A 19456-nucleotide genomic window follows, 5' to 3' on the forward strand; every position below is an offset into this window, starting at 1 on the left:
ACCAAATCTTTAAGAGCCTTAAAACGTATATATTTGCACTGGCTTCTTTGTTTCAAATAAGGCCATCTACTAGGGAACGCTTGAAGCAGGGGCTTCGTCTTGTGGGTCGGTCCCTAAATGGCGTCTGTATTAGTTTGCGAGCTATCTTGACTCTCCTTAATTGACCGCGATCACTTAGTCAGAACCGAGACTTGTCACAAGGAAGCCAAGCCCATTTAAATCTAGACTGTCATGTTGATATGTAAGAAACTCTCTTTGAATAAAAATTATGATTTATGAAAACACTTAAGTGAGGTTTGAATGAAAGCAATTGGAACGATACTCTTTTTAATGCTTCCCACCGTGTGCCTAGGAAAAACTTACGATTGCTTGATAGAGCATAAAGATACCAATCCTGAAAAGAATAAAAAAGTGTGGTCCGGAAATCTGACACCTAAAGGGTTAAATGAGGCGAAAGCTGAAGTTGTAATTGTTAATGCCGATGGGACGGGAACATCTGTCGAGAAGGTTGTCGGGGTTATAAATGACGCCAGCGCTTTAGGTGAAAAACTAAAGCCCTATAATACATTACTCGCGATCGGCTTGAAAGAAGAGGCTGGCAAGTTGGTTCTCACTCTCGGGCATGTTGATATTTCCAAAACTGGCAATATGATTCCTTTTGATGCGATCTCATGGTCGTCCACCGGCACCACACTTATTGGTGTGAAAGATTTAAGCAGAGACTTGGAAGTTTCTTGTCGTGCTAAATAGCCATCAACCACTAGATTCTGTCCCGTGCTTTGACAAACAATTCACGGGACAACAGAACCAGGTCAAATCCCTCAAAACCAACAAGGCTTGTTTTCTTAAAAAGCTCTTACTTTCTCCGCTTCTTATCTTCTTTAAGCCGCTGCCAAACATGAGCCTGACTGGCTCCAATATGCTTCGCAACCTTAACCGTGGACCGAAAGACGCTCATTAGCCCCTCGAGATCTCTTACAGACACTACCTTAGGCTCCGGATAAGCCTCCAGCTCAAAGATAACCACCGCGGAGTGTTCGTCTACTTTATGGCTCTCTCCGCCATTTTTGATTTTAACCTCAAGAAAATTAGATAGTTAGATTTTATCGGGAAATCTACCCACAAAAAAACCCACAACTAAAATTTTTGAAATATTTTTAAGGGTGCTGCCGACTCAAAATTTGCTCTCGTTAAAGTACCACATCCACTGATGCTTATTTTAAGCTCTACAAATCTGGAATAACTTTTTTTAGACGCTGTGAGATCTCTTTTCTTAATTGAATTTGCGAGAGACCTTGAAGCCTGACTATTTCTGTCTTATCTCCAATCAAAGAAAACAGATCGTTACTCGCAAGCTTTCGAGATTCTTTTATAACTTCATTATACTTTTTTAGTTCTTCATTGGCCAAAAATGCTGCTACCGCTGCATCTATCTCGTCCACCGATTTAAAGTTTTTTGCCTTCTGAATAAAGGAATCATTTGCTGCATCAACAACGCCAGCTTTTTTTAGAACTTGTTTTGTGTAGGTTATTAAATCTTTTTGAGTCCAGTTATGCTCCCCCAGATCACTGGTGGCTACCCTACCATAATAATCAGCAAGCAAAAAACCAACTTTGGCTCTGAACTCACCCTTAAGACTAGCTACTCTATGATTTAGAAGCTCTTGATAACAACTCGCTCGAAAAGAGAATGAAACATTTAATAAGGCAACGGAGTCTTCCGGCAAACCTTTAGTCTTCGGAAGAAAGAATAAATTTTTGGCTTCCGAATTGTTAATTAGACGACTTGTCTTAGATAATGTGGCGTCATATCTTGGGGATGATAGAAGATAAAATCCACTTTTTTTCTTTGCACCAGAAAATTCAAGCTCTCTTGAAAGTACACTTTGCAGAGGCCTAATAAGACAGATAACCATATGACTGAGGTTCGGCTCTCCTAATTTCCCGGCTTCACGCTGTGACGGTCTCCTAGCTAAATCACAAGATTGCGAAAGGACCATCGCAAACTTTCGCTCATAAGGTTCGTGATTAATTTTTGGGTAGTAGCATTTAAAACGAAGGCGAAAAAGGCCCGTAACCTCAATTATATCCCCTTGAAAAAGAGATCCTAAATCTTCAGGCTCAGCATAAATATACTCGGGAACTTTATTCTTGGGATAGCTCATAGTAAGAGTCTATTAGAATGCGAGGCGCTTGCTCCACATTTCGCGCTCTACAAGATTAGAAATACGTTCACGCTCACGTTTAACAAGCGCGATTTTGATAGCAGAATGAATTTTAGAAGATTCCGTATGGCTTACACCTGTCTCTTTTTGAGATACGGCCTTCTTTTTAGTCGTTTGCTTCATAATCATTTCTATCTGCATGGCAGATCTTCTACTGCCTATCGGTATTGATGGCAAAGAGCTAAATAGAGAATAGCAAATGCATGGTGTCAGGTCAAATTTATTTCGCTTTGATAGTATAAAGTACTATCAATTTTACGCCGATAGTCTCGATATGCCGAATCAATCAAACCCAGTACAGGACATAGTTTCAGCCGTTTATGACCTTATAAACGCCGGAGCATCCGAAAAATGCAGGCTTATGATAGTAGATACTACTGTCGTTGACCGTTTACTGAAATTTGTTTCCGTTGAAACGATGCAAAGGTTCATTAGGGCAGAGATGAGCCAAGCCCCCAACCCAGAAAGTCCGCAATTTAAGGTTTGGATTAAGGAATCTCGAAGTCAGACCCGACTTTCGCAAAGAGACTTCGCCTCTAAGCTTAATGAAATAACAGGATTGAAGATTCACGGAAGCGACATTGGTAACTTAGAAACTGGAGCGAGGCCCGAGGCATATGCGATCGAACGCTTGATATCCATTCGATCGACAATCATCACCGCGCTACCCCATATACTTTCAGAATTACGCGAAAGCAGCCTATAAGAAGAGAAAAGCGAAAGCATTAAGTTCGTATTCTAGATTATTTCACTTTTCGGTGGCTAATGCGCGCTCCTCAACCACCAAACGAATCACATGAGCCTTTGCATCTTCTACCAACTTTTTAGAGCGCTCAGAAATGAGTCGAGAGGACTCTTCTTTCCGATTTAAACTGCCTACGCCTGTATTGAGATATCTTAGGGCAGTTCGCTGGTAAGAATTCAATTCAGCAAGACAGCCTGCGTGAGCTGCCTCTGCAATTTCCGAGGGAGTGGCGTTAGAAAGAGCTAATCTTGCACCTTCGCTATTAATGCAGTCCGTGTATGCCAATAAAGACTTTTTTACTCTTTCAAGCCCTGCATCTTCGGGAGCTCCTACTTTATCCATGCTTGCACAGCTAACCGTGAATAAAATTATAACTGAGAGAACCCATTTCATTTTCTATCCCTTCAACTTAGGTCTAGTTCGGCCTATCGGTTCGGTATGTCGAACTAACTGTCGGTATATTTTAGATATTCCATAGGGGTGAGAGAAAATAAAGATAAGTTGATAGCGCTAGGTTTAAGAATTAGTGATGAACGCAAAAGACGCGGCATCACTATGGAGCGATTAGCCTATGAAATGGACCTGAGCAAAGGGAACCTTTCAGAGATCGAGCGCGGAATACGTGATCCTAAGTTCTCAACTCTACTGGCGATTGCCGAAGGACTTGATACAACCATTTCCAAACTACTTAAAGATCTTTGATTTCCGGCTTATTAATCTGCCCTATTAATTTCGCGAGGCTTGGTTGGCCTACTGGCGATTCTTTTTTAAAGAAACCGACATGCTTTCCTAATAGTTCGAGCGCACGAATTTTGCTGTAGAAATTGATCTTGTATGTTCTTTGGCCGAGGCCTGGTCCTTCAATAATTTCGATGGCTGAAATTGAAGTTGCCAATCCTCTTGGCAAGCTTGCTATTGGTAATAGTTCTCCATTCTTTCCAAAGAGATCTCGTATATCTCGAAAAGCGATATTCTTCAGTCCATCTACGACTAAATCTGCATTCACTTCGAGACGTGAAGCTCGCTCCTCCATGAGCATCGTCAATTTTGATTGAACTGAAGTTTTCTGAAGTAATTGGTATCCCTGCTCCATTGCAGTATGGGGACTGTAACCAGCTCTGATAGCAGCCTTCTTAGCATTCAAATCCACCATGTATTCTAAGCAGAAACGTTCTTGTTTTGAACTTAAGTGACACATAGTGATTCATTCCTTAACTATGAATTACAGAATATTGAAGTTCTCCACTATAAAAGCAAATAATCCTTCATGAAGCGTCATTATCCGCATGTTCGACTCTAATTTCTCTTTTAGGATGAAAGTCATTGTTCTGCGAATCCAATTTCATAATCTCTATAAAATTGAGGTTTAGACCAAGGTAAACACTTCCAGCTGAAGTTCTTTTTTGTTTAAAATTTCGTTCTTTTAAGATCTTAGAAAAACTTTTCATGGAACGCCGTCCCTCGCCGCGTTGTTCTTTCCAACACTGATATGACCTATAAAGGCGTGATGCCGATTCTTGAAAATCTTTTCCTTGAATACAACATTCAGATAACCAAATTCCAAACGTATCTTCTTCTTCCAAGTATTCAGCTGTTGCTTTAGTAATGACCTCGGGGGGTTGAAGACCGACCTGCTGCCATTCAAGACATCCATCTAATGCCCATTTTAAAATCCCATCAGACTCTTCTTTCCATTTTTCCTTCAAGGTGGCGTCTCGCTGTGCCGCCTCGATCTTAACTGTAAAGGGAACCAGGTGAAGACGTCTGCGAATCGCATCATCGACAGCCCTGAATGACGGCTTATGATTTCCGGCAATAATTAACGTAAATTGAGGGTAAAATTCAAAAAAATCCTTCCTCATGAACCGAGCAGAAATCTTATCTTTTCCCGTAAGAGTTTTTATGAGCGACTCGTTCCAGCGCTTTCCTTGATCCACCTCTTGCGCGACCACCAAGCGTTTACCGACAAGCTTCGCTAGTTCGGTTGGATGTCGTGATGTTAAGCTTTCCGTAAATGTATCCATGCTAGCCGTTGCGCTGTAACTACCTAGGGCATGAATTAACCCCTCTAGAAAGGTTCCTTTTCCATTTCCTCCGCCACCATAGAAAAAGTCGAGACATTCCTCTTTGGGATCACCGACAAGGCAGTATCCAGCTAACCTCTTTAAGTATGCGACTAAATCCTCATTGCCATTTGTGATATTATTTAAAAAAGCAATCCAGTTTGGACATTCACCTCGTGGTGTTGCGTTGGTCATTTGCATTATTCTGTCTTCTGGATCGTGGGGTCGAAGTTCTCCGGTTTTAAGATCAACCGTGCCTCCAGGAGTATTAAGAAGGTATAAGCTCCTGTCCCAAATATCTACCTCGCAGAAATGTCGCTCGTCACCTCGTGCGAGCCGCTCAACTGCTGCGATTGTGCCTGCGGACGTAATGGCCTTCGCAATCCTATTTCTTTGTTCTTCTCTGAGGGTTGCATCCTCTAAAGCACGATGAGCCATATTTCGACATGTATCTCGTACAAATTGTTTAATAACCTCATCCGAAGCTCGGCACCATCTTTGACCGTTATATTTTATCCAGCCGAGTTCCGCACAATAGAGAAGTTCGTAATGCCTCAAAGAAAACTCATCGGCAATTGCATCATCAGAGTAACGGACAGTCTCATCCGGTAATTTATGTAGATTTGATCTGCCGTTACTATTCATTGTCGGTTCCCTTATCGTTTTTAAGGCAGTCCCTAGCGGCGACCCTCTGCTCAATCCAAAGGTTCACCTCTGATTCGAGCCATCCAACACTTCGACTACTTAGGTTAATTGGTTTTGGAAAACATCCGGTTTTCAAGAACCGGTAAATTGATGACCGGGTTAGACCGACTTTATCTGAAACTTCTGACAATCTTAAAATATTATTACTTGGCATCGCATGACCTCCTGAGAGGCAACATGCGCCCATAAGAGGGTAATTGAAAGCTATGTGGCGGGGGCACTTGTGCGAATATTAAATGGCTAAAACGCCCCTTTTATTTCCTGTGTTGCCTGAATTCTTGCCGTTGGACCAAATTTAACGCCAAGATGAAATTCTACACTATCGCAGACTCGATCAAATAACGATCGCTTAGAATATCCTCTTTTCCTTTTTCCTGTTGTCGGTTTCTTTCCGATATTTAGAAAGAAAATTGCGATATGCCTCACATAGGCAAGCTCAATATTAACATCACTTCTTATGACGATTTTTTTTAAAACTTTACCCTGTGTCTTCAGTCGATCCTCAGAAATATCGAGCATTTCACTCAGGAGTTTCTTAGCATCATTAAGTTTGATTTGCGATTTATCCTCTGCAGCCCATTGTATTTGGCTGGCTATCGGTACAATTGATGGGCCATTCCGCGTACTGTCGATACGAGCGAGAGCTTTCAAAGCGGCCCGTAAAGAGTTTCTGACTAGTTTTATATCCATATCGTTCTTCAAATATAAATTATTCGGAAAACTATCTATCATGCCATCTACAAACTCTTTAACACCCGGCAGGTCGCCCACGATGGATATAACATCTCTTCTAATATCGTTTTTAATTTTCTGAGTCACTGCAACTTGTTTCAAATATGTTCCTCAACTAAAAAGTATTTTTCTCCAAATACGAAATGGTGCTTTTTGCACCTGGCTTAATCATACAGAAGGTTTCCCAATCCTTCATCAAAACGCGTCTCTTCAAAAGGGAATCTCCTCTCCGATAGGCAGCCTCAGCTTTATCCTTTAAAGTATGTGCCAATGCCGCCTCCGCAACTTCCCTCGGGTGGTTTGTGAATTCACCCGCCCAGTCTCTAAATGTACTCCGAAAACCATGCGTTGTTACATCATAGCCCATCCGACCAATAAGTACCAAAAGAGCCATATTTGATAATGGTCTACCAGCTTTATTCGAGGGAAATATATAAATTTCGCCACTACCAATCTCTTTAAGCTTCTTCAATATCTCCAATGAACGCCTTCCCAATGGAACCCGATGTTCTTTTTTTGCCTTCATTCTAGATGGTGGAATAATCCAGACTTCCTCTTCAAAGGAAATCTCGTCCCACTTTGCATTTAAGGCCTCTGAAGTTCGAACTGCGTTGAGTATGGTAAACTCTAAAGCCAATGAAGAAACTCCATCTCGCATTCTTAGGTCCTCCATAAACTCAGGAAGGTCGGCCAATGGAAGTGCTTTATGGTGTTTGATAGGTTGAACCATAGATCTCTTAGGTAGCAGTTTATCAAGCCGCCCCCGCCAACGAGCTGGGTTGTCTCCTGATCGGTACCCATGAACAGACGCCCAATCCAAAACTAATTCAATACGACTTCGGACCCGGCTTGCAGTTTCGGTTTTGGTTCTCCAAATTTTGTCTAAACACTCCATGACTGCAGCTGTATCAATTGAATCGACAGATTTAGAACCGACAATAGGGCTGACATATGTCTTTAAGGTATTTGTCCATTGGTCAGCATGTTTCGCATTTTTCCATCCTGCCCGATGACTTTCGATATAAAGAGCTGCACATTCATCAAAGGTAATTTTCCTTGCGGTATCCAAGGCCCGCTGTTGGTTTCTTCTGTTTCTTTCCTCGATTGGATCAAGACCGTCAATTAGAAGCTTTCGACAGTCCAAAGACTTGGATCGTGCCTCTGCTAGGGTTATGGTCTTTACCGACCCCAATCCCATAGAGCGCGATCGTCCATTAAGCATGAAACGAAACAGCCATGACTTACTACCATTTCGACTGACTTGAAGATATAGACCACCACCATCAGCGGTCAGGCCCGGCGCCTTAGTGTTTTGAACTTTCAAAGAATTTAATTTTAGCCTTAAGCTTGCCATTCGTTCTCCTACCTACAAACCAACCGACAAAGGGCGGCGAGATTCAATAGAACGGAATGAAACAAATACGGACTTCATTTTCAATGAAATTAAACAAACTTATGTACTTACGATTAAGATAATATATCCTGGGACGCAGTGGGAAGACGCATTGCCGGACTCCCTGTCCGCCATTTTTTGTAAACGTACCCAAGATAAAATCATATCAAATTAGAACCACAAATCTTTAACCGTATCGCCATCTGACGGCAGGTCTTCGAACTTATCAAAACCATCGAAGTGATCGATGCGCAGATGTTGGATCTCTTCGGGTTTTTCAACCAGACGGAAATTTACCGCGGCCCTAAATTCGCCATTTTCATAGGGCTTATTAGAAATATAATAAGCTAGTCCACCGCAAGTCGTACAAAAATGAAATGAGTTGTGTTTGTTTGCCCATGCATAGGATGTCGTAGGTCCATCAACTTCAATGCTTGATGGGCTTGCGCCATAGGCCCACAATGCACCATACCTGCGACAAAGCCCACAGTTGCATGCCGTGACACTTTCGATAGCGATTTTATATTTCCATTTTACGTTGCCGCAATGACAAGAACCTTGGATCATCACTCACCCTTCCGTAAAAGGATAGGGTCGCATATTCCAGGCAAGTTTGAAATCATTATCATCAATAGGCCTATTAGCGCTGATTTTCTAAGTAGGTTTTTATTTTATCCCAATTGTACTTGCGCCATCCATTTTCAATCGATGGGATCATTTCTTTGGGTACTCCTCGATGAATCAATATAAGTTCAGTGCCGTTCTTGCCTACGGGTTTTAAATTGAAAGTTGCCATCGAGAATATGCCCTCGGGAAAGCTATGCCCTCTCCATGCTTGGACAATCCTTCTATTTTTAACTAGTTCCACAATTATTCCTGTGGCCTGACCACCATAAACTGAAAATGCTGCTCCCGCAGACTTTCCGATCTTGGCTTTCTTACCTGTTAAAGTCGCATATTTTTTGGAGTCCGTAAGCAATCCGTAAATCACTTCTGGAGGAGCTTTGAAATGAACTTTTTGTTTTATCGTCTTGCACATAATGCCTCCGGTTTAGCAATTATAAATCATTAGATGCACTGGTGCTTGAAAACACAAGTTAATGAATAGCTCTGTGAAGGTTGGCAGGATTTAAACCACTGAATCTGAAGTTGGCATATCCGATCCGATAATTTTCTTTTTATGTGTGGCTGGCGGCTGACCGAACAGACGACGATACTCGCGATTAAATTGCGTCACGCTCTCGTACCCAACATGCATGGCACTTGTGGCTGCATCAAGATCCTCGGTAATCATCAAGCGGCGGGCTTCATGGAGGCGCAAGTTTTTCTGATACTGAATGGGACTCATCGTGGTAATTTCTGAAAAATGGCGATGGAACGTGGACACTCCCATATTTGCCATTTTCGCCAAATCTTCAATCGACATTTTTTTTTGAAAGTTGTCACGGATCCAATTTACTGCCTTGCTGACTCTGTTTGTTTGCGAGCCCAGTTGCGCGAATTGGCGCAAACGATCCCCACTTGGTCCCGATAGCAGACGGTAATAAATTTCTCGCTGAAGAAGTGGGGCCATGATCGAAATATCTTTTTTTTCTGATGCAAGTATCGCTGCTCTTAACACCGGTTCTAATATGTTTGTGGTGACAGGTCGGATGGCGATCGCCGACTCCGAATGTTCCACTTGTGTACCAGAAATTTCCATCTCGGCAATGATCGAACGAACCATCTCAAGCTCTAAACGCACGGCAATTCCCATGTATGGAACTTTAGGACTCGCTTTTGCGATCGAAATAATTGTGGGCATCTCAATACAGCTTATGAAATAATTTTTCGCGTCGTAATGAACAAAATCTTTGCCAATTAAAACCTTTTTGCGACCTCGTACACAAATACAAAGACTTGGTTCATAGATGTGAGCCATGGGGGGAACTGGAGCTATAGTCTTTGCCATACTCAGCCAGGGAATAGGAGTTACGTACGTCTCGTTGACGGCGGCGAAGTCTGCAATGACCTGATCCAAACGATCCCGAATAGCCTCAAGCTCTTGGGAATGAGATAATTTGGCAACTTTGCTCATACATTAGTTCCTTATGTCTTTTTAAACACAATCACGAAAACAAAAGAACGGGAAGTTCCTGCATGGTACTAATTATCAAGGCCGAGAGGATTAGGCAATAAATGAGTAGGATCAGGCTCACCCTCTGCTGAAGATCCATTTATATTTAATAAGCAGAAAAAAGGAGTTTTTATGTCACTTAATAAATACATCACTTTGGGAAAATCTGGATTGCGCGTAAGTCCTTTGGCTTTAGGGACGATGACCTTCGGTGAAGACTTGGGGTGGGGCTCTAGCGTCGAAGAATCCACAAAAATAATGGATCGCTATATCGAAATGGGTGGAAATTTTTTGGATACAGCGAATTTCTATACCAAAAGTCACTCTGAGAAAATCATCGGGGATCATATTGGTCGTCATAAATCTCGTCGTGACCGCTTAGTTATTGCGACAAAATTCAGTGGCAATCTATATCCAGGAGATCCTAACGGTGGCGGTTCCAGCAGAAAGTCCATTGTCGAACAGGCCGAAAACTCTCTTCGTCGTCTGCAAACAGATTATATCGATTTGTACTGGTTGCATAACTGGGACGTCCATACTCCAATTGAAGAAACTATGCGCGCGCTTGATGACCTAGTTCGCCATGGTAAGATTCGTTATGTCGGCGTTTCCGATACACCCGCTTGGAAAATCGCACAGGCGAATGTGATTTCTAACTTCCGGGGTTGGAGCCCTTTCATTGGCATGCAGGTCGAATATTCATTACTTGAACGCACCATCGAGCAGGAGCTTGTTCCACTAGCGCTTGAATTTGATATCGGCATTACCCCGTGGTCTCCCTTGAAAAGCGGAGTCCTTAGCGGAAAATACAATCGCAAAAATGCTGGACAGCAAACTTCTGACAGAGCTGCATTCATAGATGGAATTTGGACGGAGCAAACTTTCAAAGTTATCGACGAATTGGAAGCCATCGCGAAAAAACACGACAGCACACCGGCTCGCATTGCTTTGGCATGGGTACGCGCTCAACCAGGAGTTACATCAACCATTATCGGTGCACGCCGCATGACTCAACTTGAAGACAATTTAAAGTCTTTGGAAATCAGTTTGTCGAATGATGATTTAAATCGCTTGGATACTTTGACGAAGCCAAAATTTGGATTCCCTCAAAGTATGCAGCCGATGTTCCCGGCTATTCACAATGGCGGGACATCTGTGAATGGAGTTTCTGCAGAGTTATCTCCATTCGTCATCGGCAAGGACGATAAACCATACTAGAGAGATCATAAAGGGCTAGCTGGCTTAGCTGGCCCTTAAAATCACTCGAAACAGCGTTCTTATTCTTAACTACCGGATGAAAAAGTAGTAAGAAGTAAATATGACTCAACCAGTTTTCAAATTCCTCTCTTTTCCAGGCAAGATCCATTTAATTAAGACAGATCAAGAACTACAGACAGTTGCCAACGCACTAGAGTCTGTTCAAGAATTCGGATTTGATACTGAGACTCGCCCCTCTTTTAAAAAGGGCGAATCTTATCCAGTGGCCTTGATACAGCTTGCAACAGAGACCGACGCGTATATCATTCGTCTCAAGCACATTCAGAACTTTGAGGTTTTCAAAAATATTTTTGAAAATCCAAAAGTGATCAAAGCCGGTGTGGCTATTAGAGACGACATCAAAAACTTGCAGAAAAAATTTTCTTTCACTCCTCACGGATTTATTGAACTTCAAACTTTAGCTAAGACAAAAAATCTTAAAAATTTCGGTCTAAAGAGTATGACTGAAGAGGTTCTGAACGCCACCATCAGCAAAGGTCCGAAGACCACGAATTGGGAAGCCAGTGAACTTACAGAAAAACAGATTATCTATGCCGCAACGGATGCGTGGATTGGATTAAAGCTCTATCAAAAGCTTATGTCTTAAATTGATTAAATATCACCTCGAGACATTCATATATGACGTTCCCTCACCACCGCAGGTGAATTGGGTCGGTATTTCAGGGGTTTAATCTCCAATGGCTTCAGTTAGCGTAAGTAAATTTCGATAAGTTGTTAAAGCATTTTGACTGTATCGGAGCGTAACGTGAGCTTTAAAAAACCTCTTCAAGTTCTCCATGTCGATGATTCATCTATATTGCGTAAGACAGTTGCGCGAAGCATGGAGGGGTTTAAGGAATACTACGAACTCACTCAAGTCGGATCCGTCGATGAGGCATTGGATCTATTGAGTGCAGGCCAAACATTTGATGTCATTCTTACCGATTGGCAGATGAGTGGAAAAAGTGGTCTCACCTTATTGTGCACTCTGAAAGCAGATCCGAACTATCACTATTTGCCTGTTTTCTTTTTGACCTCGGAATACGAAGGCTCAAGTCTGTTGACCGCCGTGACATATGGAGCCGGTGGAATTTTAAAGAAACCCATCACTGGCGCAGAGATCCATTCTTATCTGACGAAACGTAGATCATTTATAGACGAATCCCATGCAAATAAAGAGAACTCGTTTGTCGCAGATGCTACAGAAATTTTAAAAAATATAAAGCAAGTCCTTCCTTTAAACAGACAACAAGGTCTTGCCACGTGCTTACAACAAGTGAAAAATCTGAAAACAAAAGCCACCTCTTTAAAATGGCCACTTATCGCGGATTATTGTCAAAAAATTGAAGACGCTATTGAGTTAACAATAAAAAAAGAACTGGAACTTCTTTCACCCCTGACGGGACTTGTCGTCGAGTTTCATTCATTCATCGAAAAATGCGTGAGTGATATTGAAAAAGGAAAGCCTCATCCGTTCTTAACTGAGTTTACAGAAAAGAATCTTAAAAACTATCATGAAAACGTAGAGGCAGGATGGTTCGCAGAAAAAGGAAATGAAGATATTTCTGCGGATGGCGTGTTTTTGTCGAACGAGGCCCTAACAGAATTGCGAAATCACCTGACGCCTGAAGGGCTTCTCCTCTTAGAAAAGTATTCTAAAAAAAGAAGCGAATAGCTTAATTTTTATCTGGAATACAAACACGGATACGATGTCCGTCTGGATCTAATGCCACAAAGGTTAAACCAAATACGGCTTTCTTTAGATCCTGTTCAATTTTAATGCCTTGTGTTTTCCACTTATCATGCAAAGCACGTACTTGGTCTTCGTCACTGACCATAAATGCCAGTTCTGAGCGATGCCCACTTCCATCGGATACGAAGTCTTTGGCTTGCGTCGACCAAAGACTAAAAGTTAAGCCATTGGGAAATTGAAAAGCCACATATGTTGGAAAAGCAGCCGCAGGCTTTTGCATAAAAATATTTTCGTAAAACTTCTGACTTGCGATCGGATCTTTCACATAAAATAGCATGAGATTTGGAACCATCTCCATATACACATCTCCTTAATAGCAATACCTTACGCTAAAAAATCTTGAAAGATGGATTGTATTAAACACGATTGATCTATGACACGAATCCTAGTAATAAGAGTCATGGAAATTGCAAAGTTTGATGTCAGCTACATCGTTATAGCAATTGTTCGGGTTGTGGTTCTAGCGTATCTGGGCCTTACAATCCTGGCCTATATGTTTCAGGAAAAGATCATTTTCTATCCGTCAGTGCTTCCATCCAACCATAAGTTTAATTTTAATAGCAAATTTGAGGAGCACGTATCCAAAGTCGACAGCGATGAAATTCACAGCCTTATTTTTCATGCTCCCGATAGCAAAGGCATTATTTTATACTTTCATGGGAATGCCGGAGCATTAGATGGCTGGGGTGAGGTGGCTCAGGAAATTTCCATGAAGACCTCCATGGATGTGTGGATAGTTGATTATCCAGGATATGGAAAGAGTACTGGCAAGATATCCTCTCAAGAACAGCTGCTAAAAATAGGTACTCAAATATTAAAGGAACTTAAAGATAGAAATACGGGAAAGAATATTTTCATCTATGGACGCTCGATCGGTTCAGGATTAGCGACTTACTTGGGCTCTGACTCCGCGGTTAAGGGTCTGGTATTAGAAACTCCCTATCTCAGCCTCACCGAGCTAGCGAATAACACCGCACCCTTTTTACCATCATTTATTCTGAAGTATCCCATGCCTAGTAATGAATGGATCACGCAGGTTAAATGTCCCATTTTAATTATCCATGGGAATCAAGATGAAGTAATCCCATTTTCTCAAGGTTTGGCCCTATCGAAAATACGCGATGACGTGAGACTTGTGGAAATCGACCGAGGAAACCACAATGATCTGGATTCATATCCTTTGTATTGGGAGTCCCTCACGAATTTCTTCAAAAGCATCGAGGGCGTAAATTAAAATAAAAAAGCCGCGGTCGTTGGCAACCGCAGCTTCTTAAATCCGGATTGTGTTCTTATCAGTGGAACAATTTAAATCCGAAAGTTTGTTCCGCAAGGATATTTAAATATCTTTGCGCTACTGCTTGAGGATATTCACCGTTGGAATTGTATTTGCTTTGGAATTCAACGATCAGTTGATAACGTTGTTCGACGTCCATCATCTTAACTTCGATTTTCAAAGCATTCTCAGCGACCATAAATGCGTAAGCGCTCATTGATTTGCTGGTTTCCTTAAAGAATTCGCCATCCTTAGATGTCACATACGCGCGGTAATATTTAATTCCTTCGTTATCGGCGTCACGGAATGACAGATTTGCAGCAGACAATTCTTTACGGTATTGATCTGGCGCATAGTCACGTACTCGTGTCGTCATTTTTTCGAAAAGGCCCCGTGCACGGGCATCTGGTGGCATTGATTGAAGCTTTTTATAAAACTCGGAAGAAAGCTTAATCAACGTATCGCTTGGGAACTTACGGCAAGGAAGTTCATTTTGAATAGCGATCATCAAAACGTCGTTACCAGCTTGCAGCAAATCACGGTATGCAGGTTCTGATACCCCACCCACGCGAACAGAGTTGTACTGATCCGCAAAAAAGTTAATTAAAGTTACTAGGTATCCCAGCGATGTATATGATCCCCCGGAACGAATTGTGGAAGCGAAATCTCTGACTTGCTCTTTCAATTGGTTACCAGCAAATTTCTCTTGGACAGAGCCCGGAGCTGAGCTCTCAGCGCGCCCCACCCACAACTGTACTGGATCAAGTTTGTCTTTAAGTAAAGCATCGATACTGCGTTTGCATGAAAACTCTGGGATACGGTTAGCCAATGCCAAACGTGGAGCTTCTTTCGTAGAGTAAGCTATGATGTCGACAGCCGACTCCCCACCCATCGCTTCAGCAAGAATTTCAACAGCAACAATATTAGATGTGTCGCTTAAAATTTCTGAGCTTGTGGGCTGATTGCCATCACTAAGATTGATACCAGTCAGCTGACGAAGGGGAACACGGTCATTCTTGTCAGTCACTAAACTTGCAGAATAAATTTTAGCGCGCCCCAACTTAGCTTTAAGTTCGACACGCACAAGTGGAATAGCCTTAACCAATTCCAAACGGTAGACATCACCGCCGGTTTGTCTTGTAACGGCATCAATTTTACCCACACCTGAATATTGATTTTCGGTAGGTGGCTGAGTCGGTTGCGTTGGCGGCGCTGGTGGTTTTGGCAATTCACCACGCCCCGGATTACCTTTGCCAGGAGCGGGCTTCTCTTTATCTGCTGCCTTTTCCTGAACCGCAGGTTTGCCGCCGCCGCTAGCACCCTTTTTCGCGTCTGTAGTTGTATGATCCACTGGAGCTGCGCTGGCCATTTGCGCACTCGCTAGTACTAATAAAAGTAACTTTCCATAATGCATTTTGAACCCCTTTTTCCTTCAGTTTGATTTTAATTCATTCCCCAGTATGCACTGCTCTCGTTCCCCACAAAAAGCGGAGACAGATACGATTTGATCGTCGTGTTCTGTCCATAGATATCGTCCACAAAACGAACGACACCATCGGAGCTCATCATGGAGGTTAAGTAAGCTGTGTACACCGGTGTTTGCTTAGATTTTGGAACTGGTATCTCGGTCGACTTATTTAGGACTTCCCCTGGGCGAGCCACCATCGACTCGATTGTCTTGCGGTCCCAAGCCGTGTCTTCAAGAAGATATTCTGCAAGATCGAATGGTTTTTCTAAACGCATACAACCTGAACTTAATTGCCGCATTGGAACGTCAAATAGTTCACGTTGATTCGTGTCATGCAGATAAATTAAGAAACTATTCGTTAGATCAAACTTGATTACACCCAATGCATTCCCCAAATGAGGAAGCTGACGAATACTGATATCATAGTTTGCTCGGCCCTGACTTAAAGCCATCCAGTCAATCGTCGTTGGATCGATACGACGACGGAAATCACTGGTCCAAACTTCATAGTGGTGCGAATCAAAGTATTCGCGTATTTTCTCCTTGCTTAGAACTTTCAGGTCGTTGACTTTGTCTTCACTGAAAATAGTGGGTGGCACTGTCCAGAATGGATTCAGGATCACCTTAACAATCATGTCTTTCATCGTTGGTGACTTACGTGAAGGTCTGCCATTCACAGTTCTAAAACTCATCACACGGTGATAGTCAGGATTTGAAGTATCCATTAGAATAAAATACGACATCGCCAGATTAACAAAGATATATCGATCTTCGAAATATTGCGGAAACCACCGCATTTTTTCCATATCAACTTGCAACTGACGAACCCGTTCAGCACATGGCACACTAAAGAACTGCCATACCTTTCCTTTCGGAGAGATTTCACCGTCAGGCTTAATTCGCAGGTTCCACTGAATGTCCGTAATAGCATTCAAAAGATCACCATCGAAAACGTCATCAATGTTAGACATCTTATAGCCCAAGATCGCCAAACGACTTTTGATTAAAGAAATCACGGGATTTTTTGAATACAGTCTTAACGGTGTGTTCACCGGTACGATTTCTTTCCACGTGCCATCCGTGCATGACGGATAGATTTTCACAAATCCTTCGCGAACCGATTGATAAGGCGCATTTTGAGGAGCAACCTCATCAACCAAACTTTTCGCATCATTGCCCGTGGCAACCACAACTGCGCGCAACTGTTTCGGTGTTAAAAAATCCTTCTTAACGAACTTAACATCGTAACCCACATATTGTGGATTCACACTGCCACCATAAAGATGCTGAAGCATGCGCAAAAATGCTTGGTTCGCCGCCGAACGAACGTTCACTCCCCGCGAATAATTGGACTCCAATGAATCAGTCCAATAAAGTTTTGAGTTTAGACCGTGACGCCAGCTTTGTTTCATTGCTGCGCGCATGTCCGCTATTGATATTCCCGATATGACCGTGTTGTAGTCCAGTGGCTCCGCTGGCTTAGGTTTGGCATTAGTTTGTAGCTGTGCCCACGCAAGCGCAGGTAGTACCGATGCGACTACGATACGGTTCGCAAAACGACGAACGACTTCCATGTTGTTGTACCCCTCAGTAAGGACCTCAGCCTAGGCGCCTCCATTTTAGAAGGGAAAATAAATTGGGTTTACGTGCAAAATCACAAGCGAAGTATGTGCGAGAACAGATGGCTGACATGCGTTTGTGAAAAGTCACCTTGGGTGTATGTCAGATATGCGTGATAATTCAGAATGACTAACAACGGAGGCCTTCATGGAAGACAATACTCAAAGCGCTAGCCCAGAAATCAAAAAACTTGGAGAACTAATCAAAGACATCAAAACCGCTATGCTGGTCACAGTATCCGGTGGAAACAGTTTGCATAGTGCACCTATGATGACACAAGAAGTAGATTTCGATGGCAGCCTATGGTTCATCATCGCAAGGAATTCACAGAAAGCCTCAGAAATTCAAAACGAAAATCGTGTGAACATCACTTATTCTGGAAACAATAAGTTTGTGTCTGTCACGGGCCTTGCTGAGCTCGTCGACAACAATCCAGAAAAAGTTAGAGAACTTTGGTCAAAGGCTTATGAAGCTTGGTTTCCACAAGGACCTAACGATCCGAACGTACAGCTTTTAAAAATTGATGTGGAACAGGCAGAGTACTGGGAAAGTCACTCCAATCCTGTTTCAAAAATCCTGCAATTCGTAAAAATGGCGACCGGATCTCATCATATTAAGATGGGGAACCACGGGGAACTGAACCTTAGACATTAAAAGTGTTCGATCCAGCCGTGTGAAACAGACAAAGATTTCCGCTGTCATATTCTAACGGCCGCGACCACTTTTCACGCACGGCTACATCCAATAACCATTTTCTAGCATTGCCCTTCGTAACGATCACGAAGGGCTTTCTTCTACTAAGATCTATAAGTTGATGTAAGACATGACTGTAGGTTTCTTCACTAAATGGATCATATAGATAATAGATTTCAGCCTCGGGTATGCTAAAATCCTTCAGCGACAAATCTTGAACTTGAAATTTAACGTGATCTTGAATTTCAAATCTTTCAGCGGTCTTTGCCGATATTTGGACACGATGTGGAACATATTCATACCCGACGAAGTGAATATCCGGTCGCAAGAGTCCAACTACTAAGCCAACGCGGCCATAACCCGAACCTAAATCTACAAACTTAGAAGATCCGGTAATCTGCAAATGATTCAACGCCGTTAGAACAGTCGAATATCCAGATTGAACCCCTACACCCGCGCCTTCGTACAGTCGCTCCCCGCCGTCGATCGTTTCGATTTTCATTCCATGGTCTGCGTCATAGTTAAGTTCAAAGACCTCATCAAGTCGATCAAAGGTGCGATACAGAGAAATACCCGTTGGCTGCCAGCGTTCTTCCTCTGCAAACAAGGCGGACATCAAAGTCAGCGCAAATCTTGAAAACTCACGTTGTTCTTGATTGGGTCGACTGCGAATGTACTTGATGGTTTCCTTTTCCAGGCGATCCAACTTTTCATCCAGGTCTTTAAATCCTTTCAGTCCAATTTCTTCAAGATAGCCCCTGAAAAAGCAAATGCACGCAAGTTCTTTACGAAATAGGGTTTCTAAGAATATTGGAAAGATAGGAGCAGCGCCGTGCTGTTTGCGATAAAGCCAATGGGATTCAGTGATAAAAGGAAGTGCTGTTTTAGTGAACGCGGCAAGCACATAAATATCTGCCAACTGTTGAGTATTCAAAAGTTGAACGTCAGAAAAAAAAGAAGGACCTCGTCTAACGAGGTCCCCAAATGCCTTTTGTGCTTGGGTCATTCCAAAAGGCTACGCGATAAAAGAAGTGTTTACTACTTTTTATCTTCGCAAGAAGCTGTGTAATTAACGAATTTGCCACCCATTCTTGAAGAAACAGTGTCTACACACTCTTTATTAAGGGCATCGCAGTCCTGTTTAACAACAACTTGGCCATCATTTTCAGTAACAACTTTGTTAGCTGAACAGTAAGACAAAACTTTGATATTGATAGAGTCATCAACAGCAGAAGCCATAGCTGAAGAAGAAACAAGCATAAGTGCAGCAATAATCATTTTCATAAGGTACCCCTTTATATTTCAATTAATGATCAGAGAGGAGTACTTCTATCCCTGGAAATTTGCAATAGCACACCCATGGAGCGGCCGGGTTTTTGGCAAAGTTCCCTGATCGTCCAAAGTTTAGACAGG

24 protein-coding genes are annotated in these 19456 nt (G+C 42.4%); 8 read left to right on the forward strand and 16 right to left on the reverse strand.

Annotation, left to right across the window (positions count from 1 at the left end):
* Positions 1-300 precede the first annotated feature (300 nt).
* Positions 301-750 carry a hypothetical protein gene (locus B9G69_RS06755; protein WP_088617443.1) on the forward strand — a complete coding sequence of 150 codons (450 nt, stop codon included), beginning with the start codon at positions 301-303 and terminating at the stop codon, positions 748-750.
* 476 nt (positions 751-1226) lie between these two features.
* Here the strand turns inward: B9G69_RS06755 and B9G69_RS06760 are convergent, their stop codons facing one another.
* A complete protein-coding gene (locus B9G69_RS06760; protein WP_088616265.1) occupies positions 1227-2165 on the reverse strand; it encodes a hypothetical protein in 939 nt (312 codons plus the stop codon).
* Between the two features lie 12 nt (positions 2166-2177).
* On the reverse strand, positions 2178-2366 hold the full coding sequence (locus tag B9G69_RS06765) for a hypothetical protein (RefSeq protein ID WP_088616264.1): 189 nt from the start codon (positions 2364-2366) through the stop codon (positions 2178-2180).
* Positions 2367-2586: 220 nt separating this feature from the next.
* On the opposite strand from B9G69_RS06765, the gene B9G69_RS06770 reads away from it, so the two are divergent.
* A complete protein-coding gene (locus B9G69_RS06770; RefSeq protein WP_265438019.1) occupies positions 2587-2931 on the forward strand; it encodes a hypothetical protein in 345 nt (114 codons plus the stop codon).
* A gap of 42 nt (positions 2932-2973) precedes the next feature.
* Here the strand turns inward: B9G69_RS06770 and B9G69_RS06775 are convergent, their stop codons facing one another.
* Positions 2974-3312, reverse strand: a complete 339-nt coding sequence (locus B9G69_RS06775; RefSeq protein WP_217897717.1) for a hypothetical protein — start codon at positions 3310-3312, stop codon at positions 2974-2976.
* 138 nt (positions 3313-3450) lie between these two features.
* Between B9G69_RS06775 and B9G69_RS06780 the strand changes: the two genes are divergently transcribed.
* Positions 3451-3672, forward strand: coding sequence for a helix-turn-helix domain-containing protein (locus tag B9G69_RS06780; RefSeq protein ID WP_176400980.1), 222 nt, complete (start codon positions 3451-3453; stop codon positions 3670-3672).
* On the opposite strand, the gene B9G69_RS06785 is transcribed toward B9G69_RS06780, so the two are convergent.
* From B9G69_RS06785 to B9G69_RS06815, 8 genes are all read right to left on the reverse strand, one after another.
* Positions 3659-4168, reverse strand: coding sequence for a terminase small subunit (locus B9G69_RS06785; RefSeq protein WP_088616260.1), 510 nt, complete (start codon positions 4166-4168; stop codon positions 3659-3661). The two genes, B9G69_RS06780 and B9G69_RS06785, sit on opposite strands and share 14 nt — an antisense overlap.
* 67 nt (positions 4169-4235) lie before the next feature.
* The gene (locus tag B9G69_RS06790; RefSeq protein WP_088616259.1) at positions 4236-5678 is read right to left on the reverse strand and encodes a phage/plasmid primase, P4 family; all 1443 of its coding nucleotides are present in this window, start codon (positions 5676-5678) and stop codon (positions 4236-4238) included.
* Positions 5671-5925, reverse strand: a complete 255-nt coding sequence (locus tag B9G69_RS18185; RefSeq protein ID WP_416220927.1) for a helix-turn-helix transcriptional regulator — start codon at positions 5923-5925, stop codon at positions 5671-5673. Before B9G69_RS18185 ends, B9G69_RS06790 begins: the two co-directional genes overlap by 8 nt.
* A 53-nt stretch (positions 5926-5978) precedes the next feature.
* A complete protein-coding gene (locus B9G69_RS06795) occupies positions 5979-6572 on the reverse strand; it encodes a hypothetical protein (RefSeq protein WP_088616257.1) in 594 nt (197 codons plus the stop codon).
* 13 nt (positions 6573-6585) lie between these two features.
* Positions 6586-7824 carry a tyrosine-type recombinase/integrase gene (locus B9G69_RS06800; protein WP_088616256.1) on the reverse strand — a complete coding sequence of 413 codons (1239 nt, stop codon included), beginning with the start codon at positions 7822-7824 and terminating at the stop codon, positions 6586-6588.
* A gap of 210 nt (positions 7825-8034) precedes the next feature.
* Positions 8035-8430: a GFA family protein gene (locus B9G69_RS06805; protein ID WP_088616255.1), complete on the reverse strand. Its 396-nt coding sequence runs from the start codon at positions 8428-8430 to the stop codon at positions 8035-8037.
* 73 nt (positions 8431-8503) lie between these two features.
* A complete protein-coding gene (locus tag B9G69_RS06810) occupies positions 8504-8902 on the reverse strand; it encodes an SRPBCC domain-containing protein (protein ID WP_088616254.1) in 399 nt (132 codons plus the stop codon).
* A gap of 90 nt (positions 8903-8992) precedes the next feature.
* The gene (locus tag B9G69_RS06815) at positions 8993-9940 is read right to left on the reverse strand and encodes an AraC family transcriptional regulator (protein ID WP_088616253.1); all 948 of its coding nucleotides are present in this window, start codon (positions 9938-9940) and stop codon (positions 8993-8995) included.
* A gap of 171 nt (positions 9941-10111) precedes the next feature.
* On the opposite strand from B9G69_RS06815, the gene B9G69_RS06820 reads away from it, so the two are divergent.
* From B9G69_RS06820 to B9G69_RS06830, 3 genes are all read left to right on the forward strand, one after another.
* Positions 10112-11197, forward strand: coding sequence for an aldo/keto reductase (locus tag B9G69_RS06820; RefSeq protein WP_088616252.1), 1086 nt, complete (start codon positions 10112-10114; stop codon positions 11195-11197).
* 100 nt (positions 11198-11297) lie between these two features.
* Positions 11298-11843, forward strand: a complete 546-nt coding sequence (locus tag B9G69_RS06825; RefSeq protein ID WP_088616251.1) for a 3'-5' exonuclease — start codon at positions 11298-11300, stop codon at positions 11841-11843.
* 159 nt (positions 11844-12002) lie between these two features.
* Positions 12003-12911, forward strand: a complete 909-nt coding sequence (locus B9G69_RS06830) for a response regulator (RefSeq protein WP_176400979.1) — start codon at positions 12003-12005, stop codon at positions 12909-12911.
* 1 nt (position 12912) lies between these two features.
* On the opposite strand, the gene B9G69_RS06835 is transcribed toward B9G69_RS06830, so the two are convergent.
* Positions 12913-13287 carry a VOC family protein gene (locus B9G69_RS06835; RefSeq protein WP_217897716.1) on the reverse strand — a complete coding sequence of 125 codons (375 nt, stop codon included), beginning with the start codon at positions 13285-13287 and terminating at the stop codon, positions 12913-12915.
* 102 nt (positions 13288-13389) lie between these two features.
* On the opposite strand from B9G69_RS06835, the gene B9G69_RS06840 reads away from it, so the two are divergent.
* Complete coding sequence (locus B9G69_RS06840) at positions 13390-14223, forward strand: alpha/beta hydrolase (protein ID WP_176400978.1); 834 nt, start codon at positions 13390-13392, stop codon at positions 14221-14223.
* A 58-nt stretch (positions 14224-14281) separates the two neighbouring features.
* On the opposite strand, the gene B9G69_RS06845 is transcribed toward B9G69_RS06840, so the two are convergent.
* Both B9G69_RS06845 and B9G69_RS06850 read right to left on the reverse strand, forming a co-directional pair.
* Positions 14282-15676, reverse strand: coding sequence for a beta-sandwich domain-containing protein (locus B9G69_RS06845; RefSeq protein ID WP_254916955.1), 1395 nt, complete (start codon positions 15674-15676; stop codon positions 14282-14284).
* 29 nt (positions 15677-15705) lie between these two features.
* Entirely contained in the window at positions 15706-17304 is a 1599-nt protein-coding gene (locus B9G69_RS06850) for a L,D-transpeptidase family protein (RefSeq protein WP_088616248.1), read from the reverse strand.
* Between the two features lie 193 nt (positions 17305-17497).
* Here B9G69_RS06850 and B9G69_RS06855 point away from each other — a divergent pair, with 193 nt between their 5' ends.
* The gene (locus B9G69_RS06855) at positions 17498-18004 is read left to right on the forward strand and encodes a pyridoxamine 5'-phosphate oxidase family protein (RefSeq protein WP_088616247.1); all 507 of its coding nucleotides are present in this window, start codon (positions 17498-17500) and stop codon (positions 18002-18004) included.
* Here the strand turns inward: B9G69_RS06855 and B9G69_RS06860 are convergent.
* Both B9G69_RS06860 and B9G69_RS06865 read right to left on the reverse strand, forming a co-directional pair.
* Positions 17994-18977, reverse strand: coding sequence for a methyltransferase (locus B9G69_RS06860; RefSeq protein WP_217897715.1), 984 nt, complete (start codon positions 18975-18977; stop codon positions 17994-17996). The two genes, B9G69_RS06855 and B9G69_RS06860, sit on opposite strands and share 11 nt — an antisense overlap.
* Before the next feature lie 104 nt (positions 18978-19081).
* Positions 19082-19327, reverse strand: a complete 246-nt coding sequence (locus tag B9G69_RS06865) for a hypothetical protein (protein ID WP_088616245.1) — start codon at positions 19325-19327, stop codon at positions 19082-19084.
* Between the last annotated feature and the right edge of the window lie 129 nt (positions 19328-19456).

It is taken from the genome of Bdellovibrio sp. SKB1291214, from assembly GCF_002209355.2.
Taxonomy (GTDB): domain Bacteria; phylum Bdellovibrionota; class Bdellovibrionia; order Bdellovibrionales; family Bdellovibrionaceae; genus Bdellovibrio.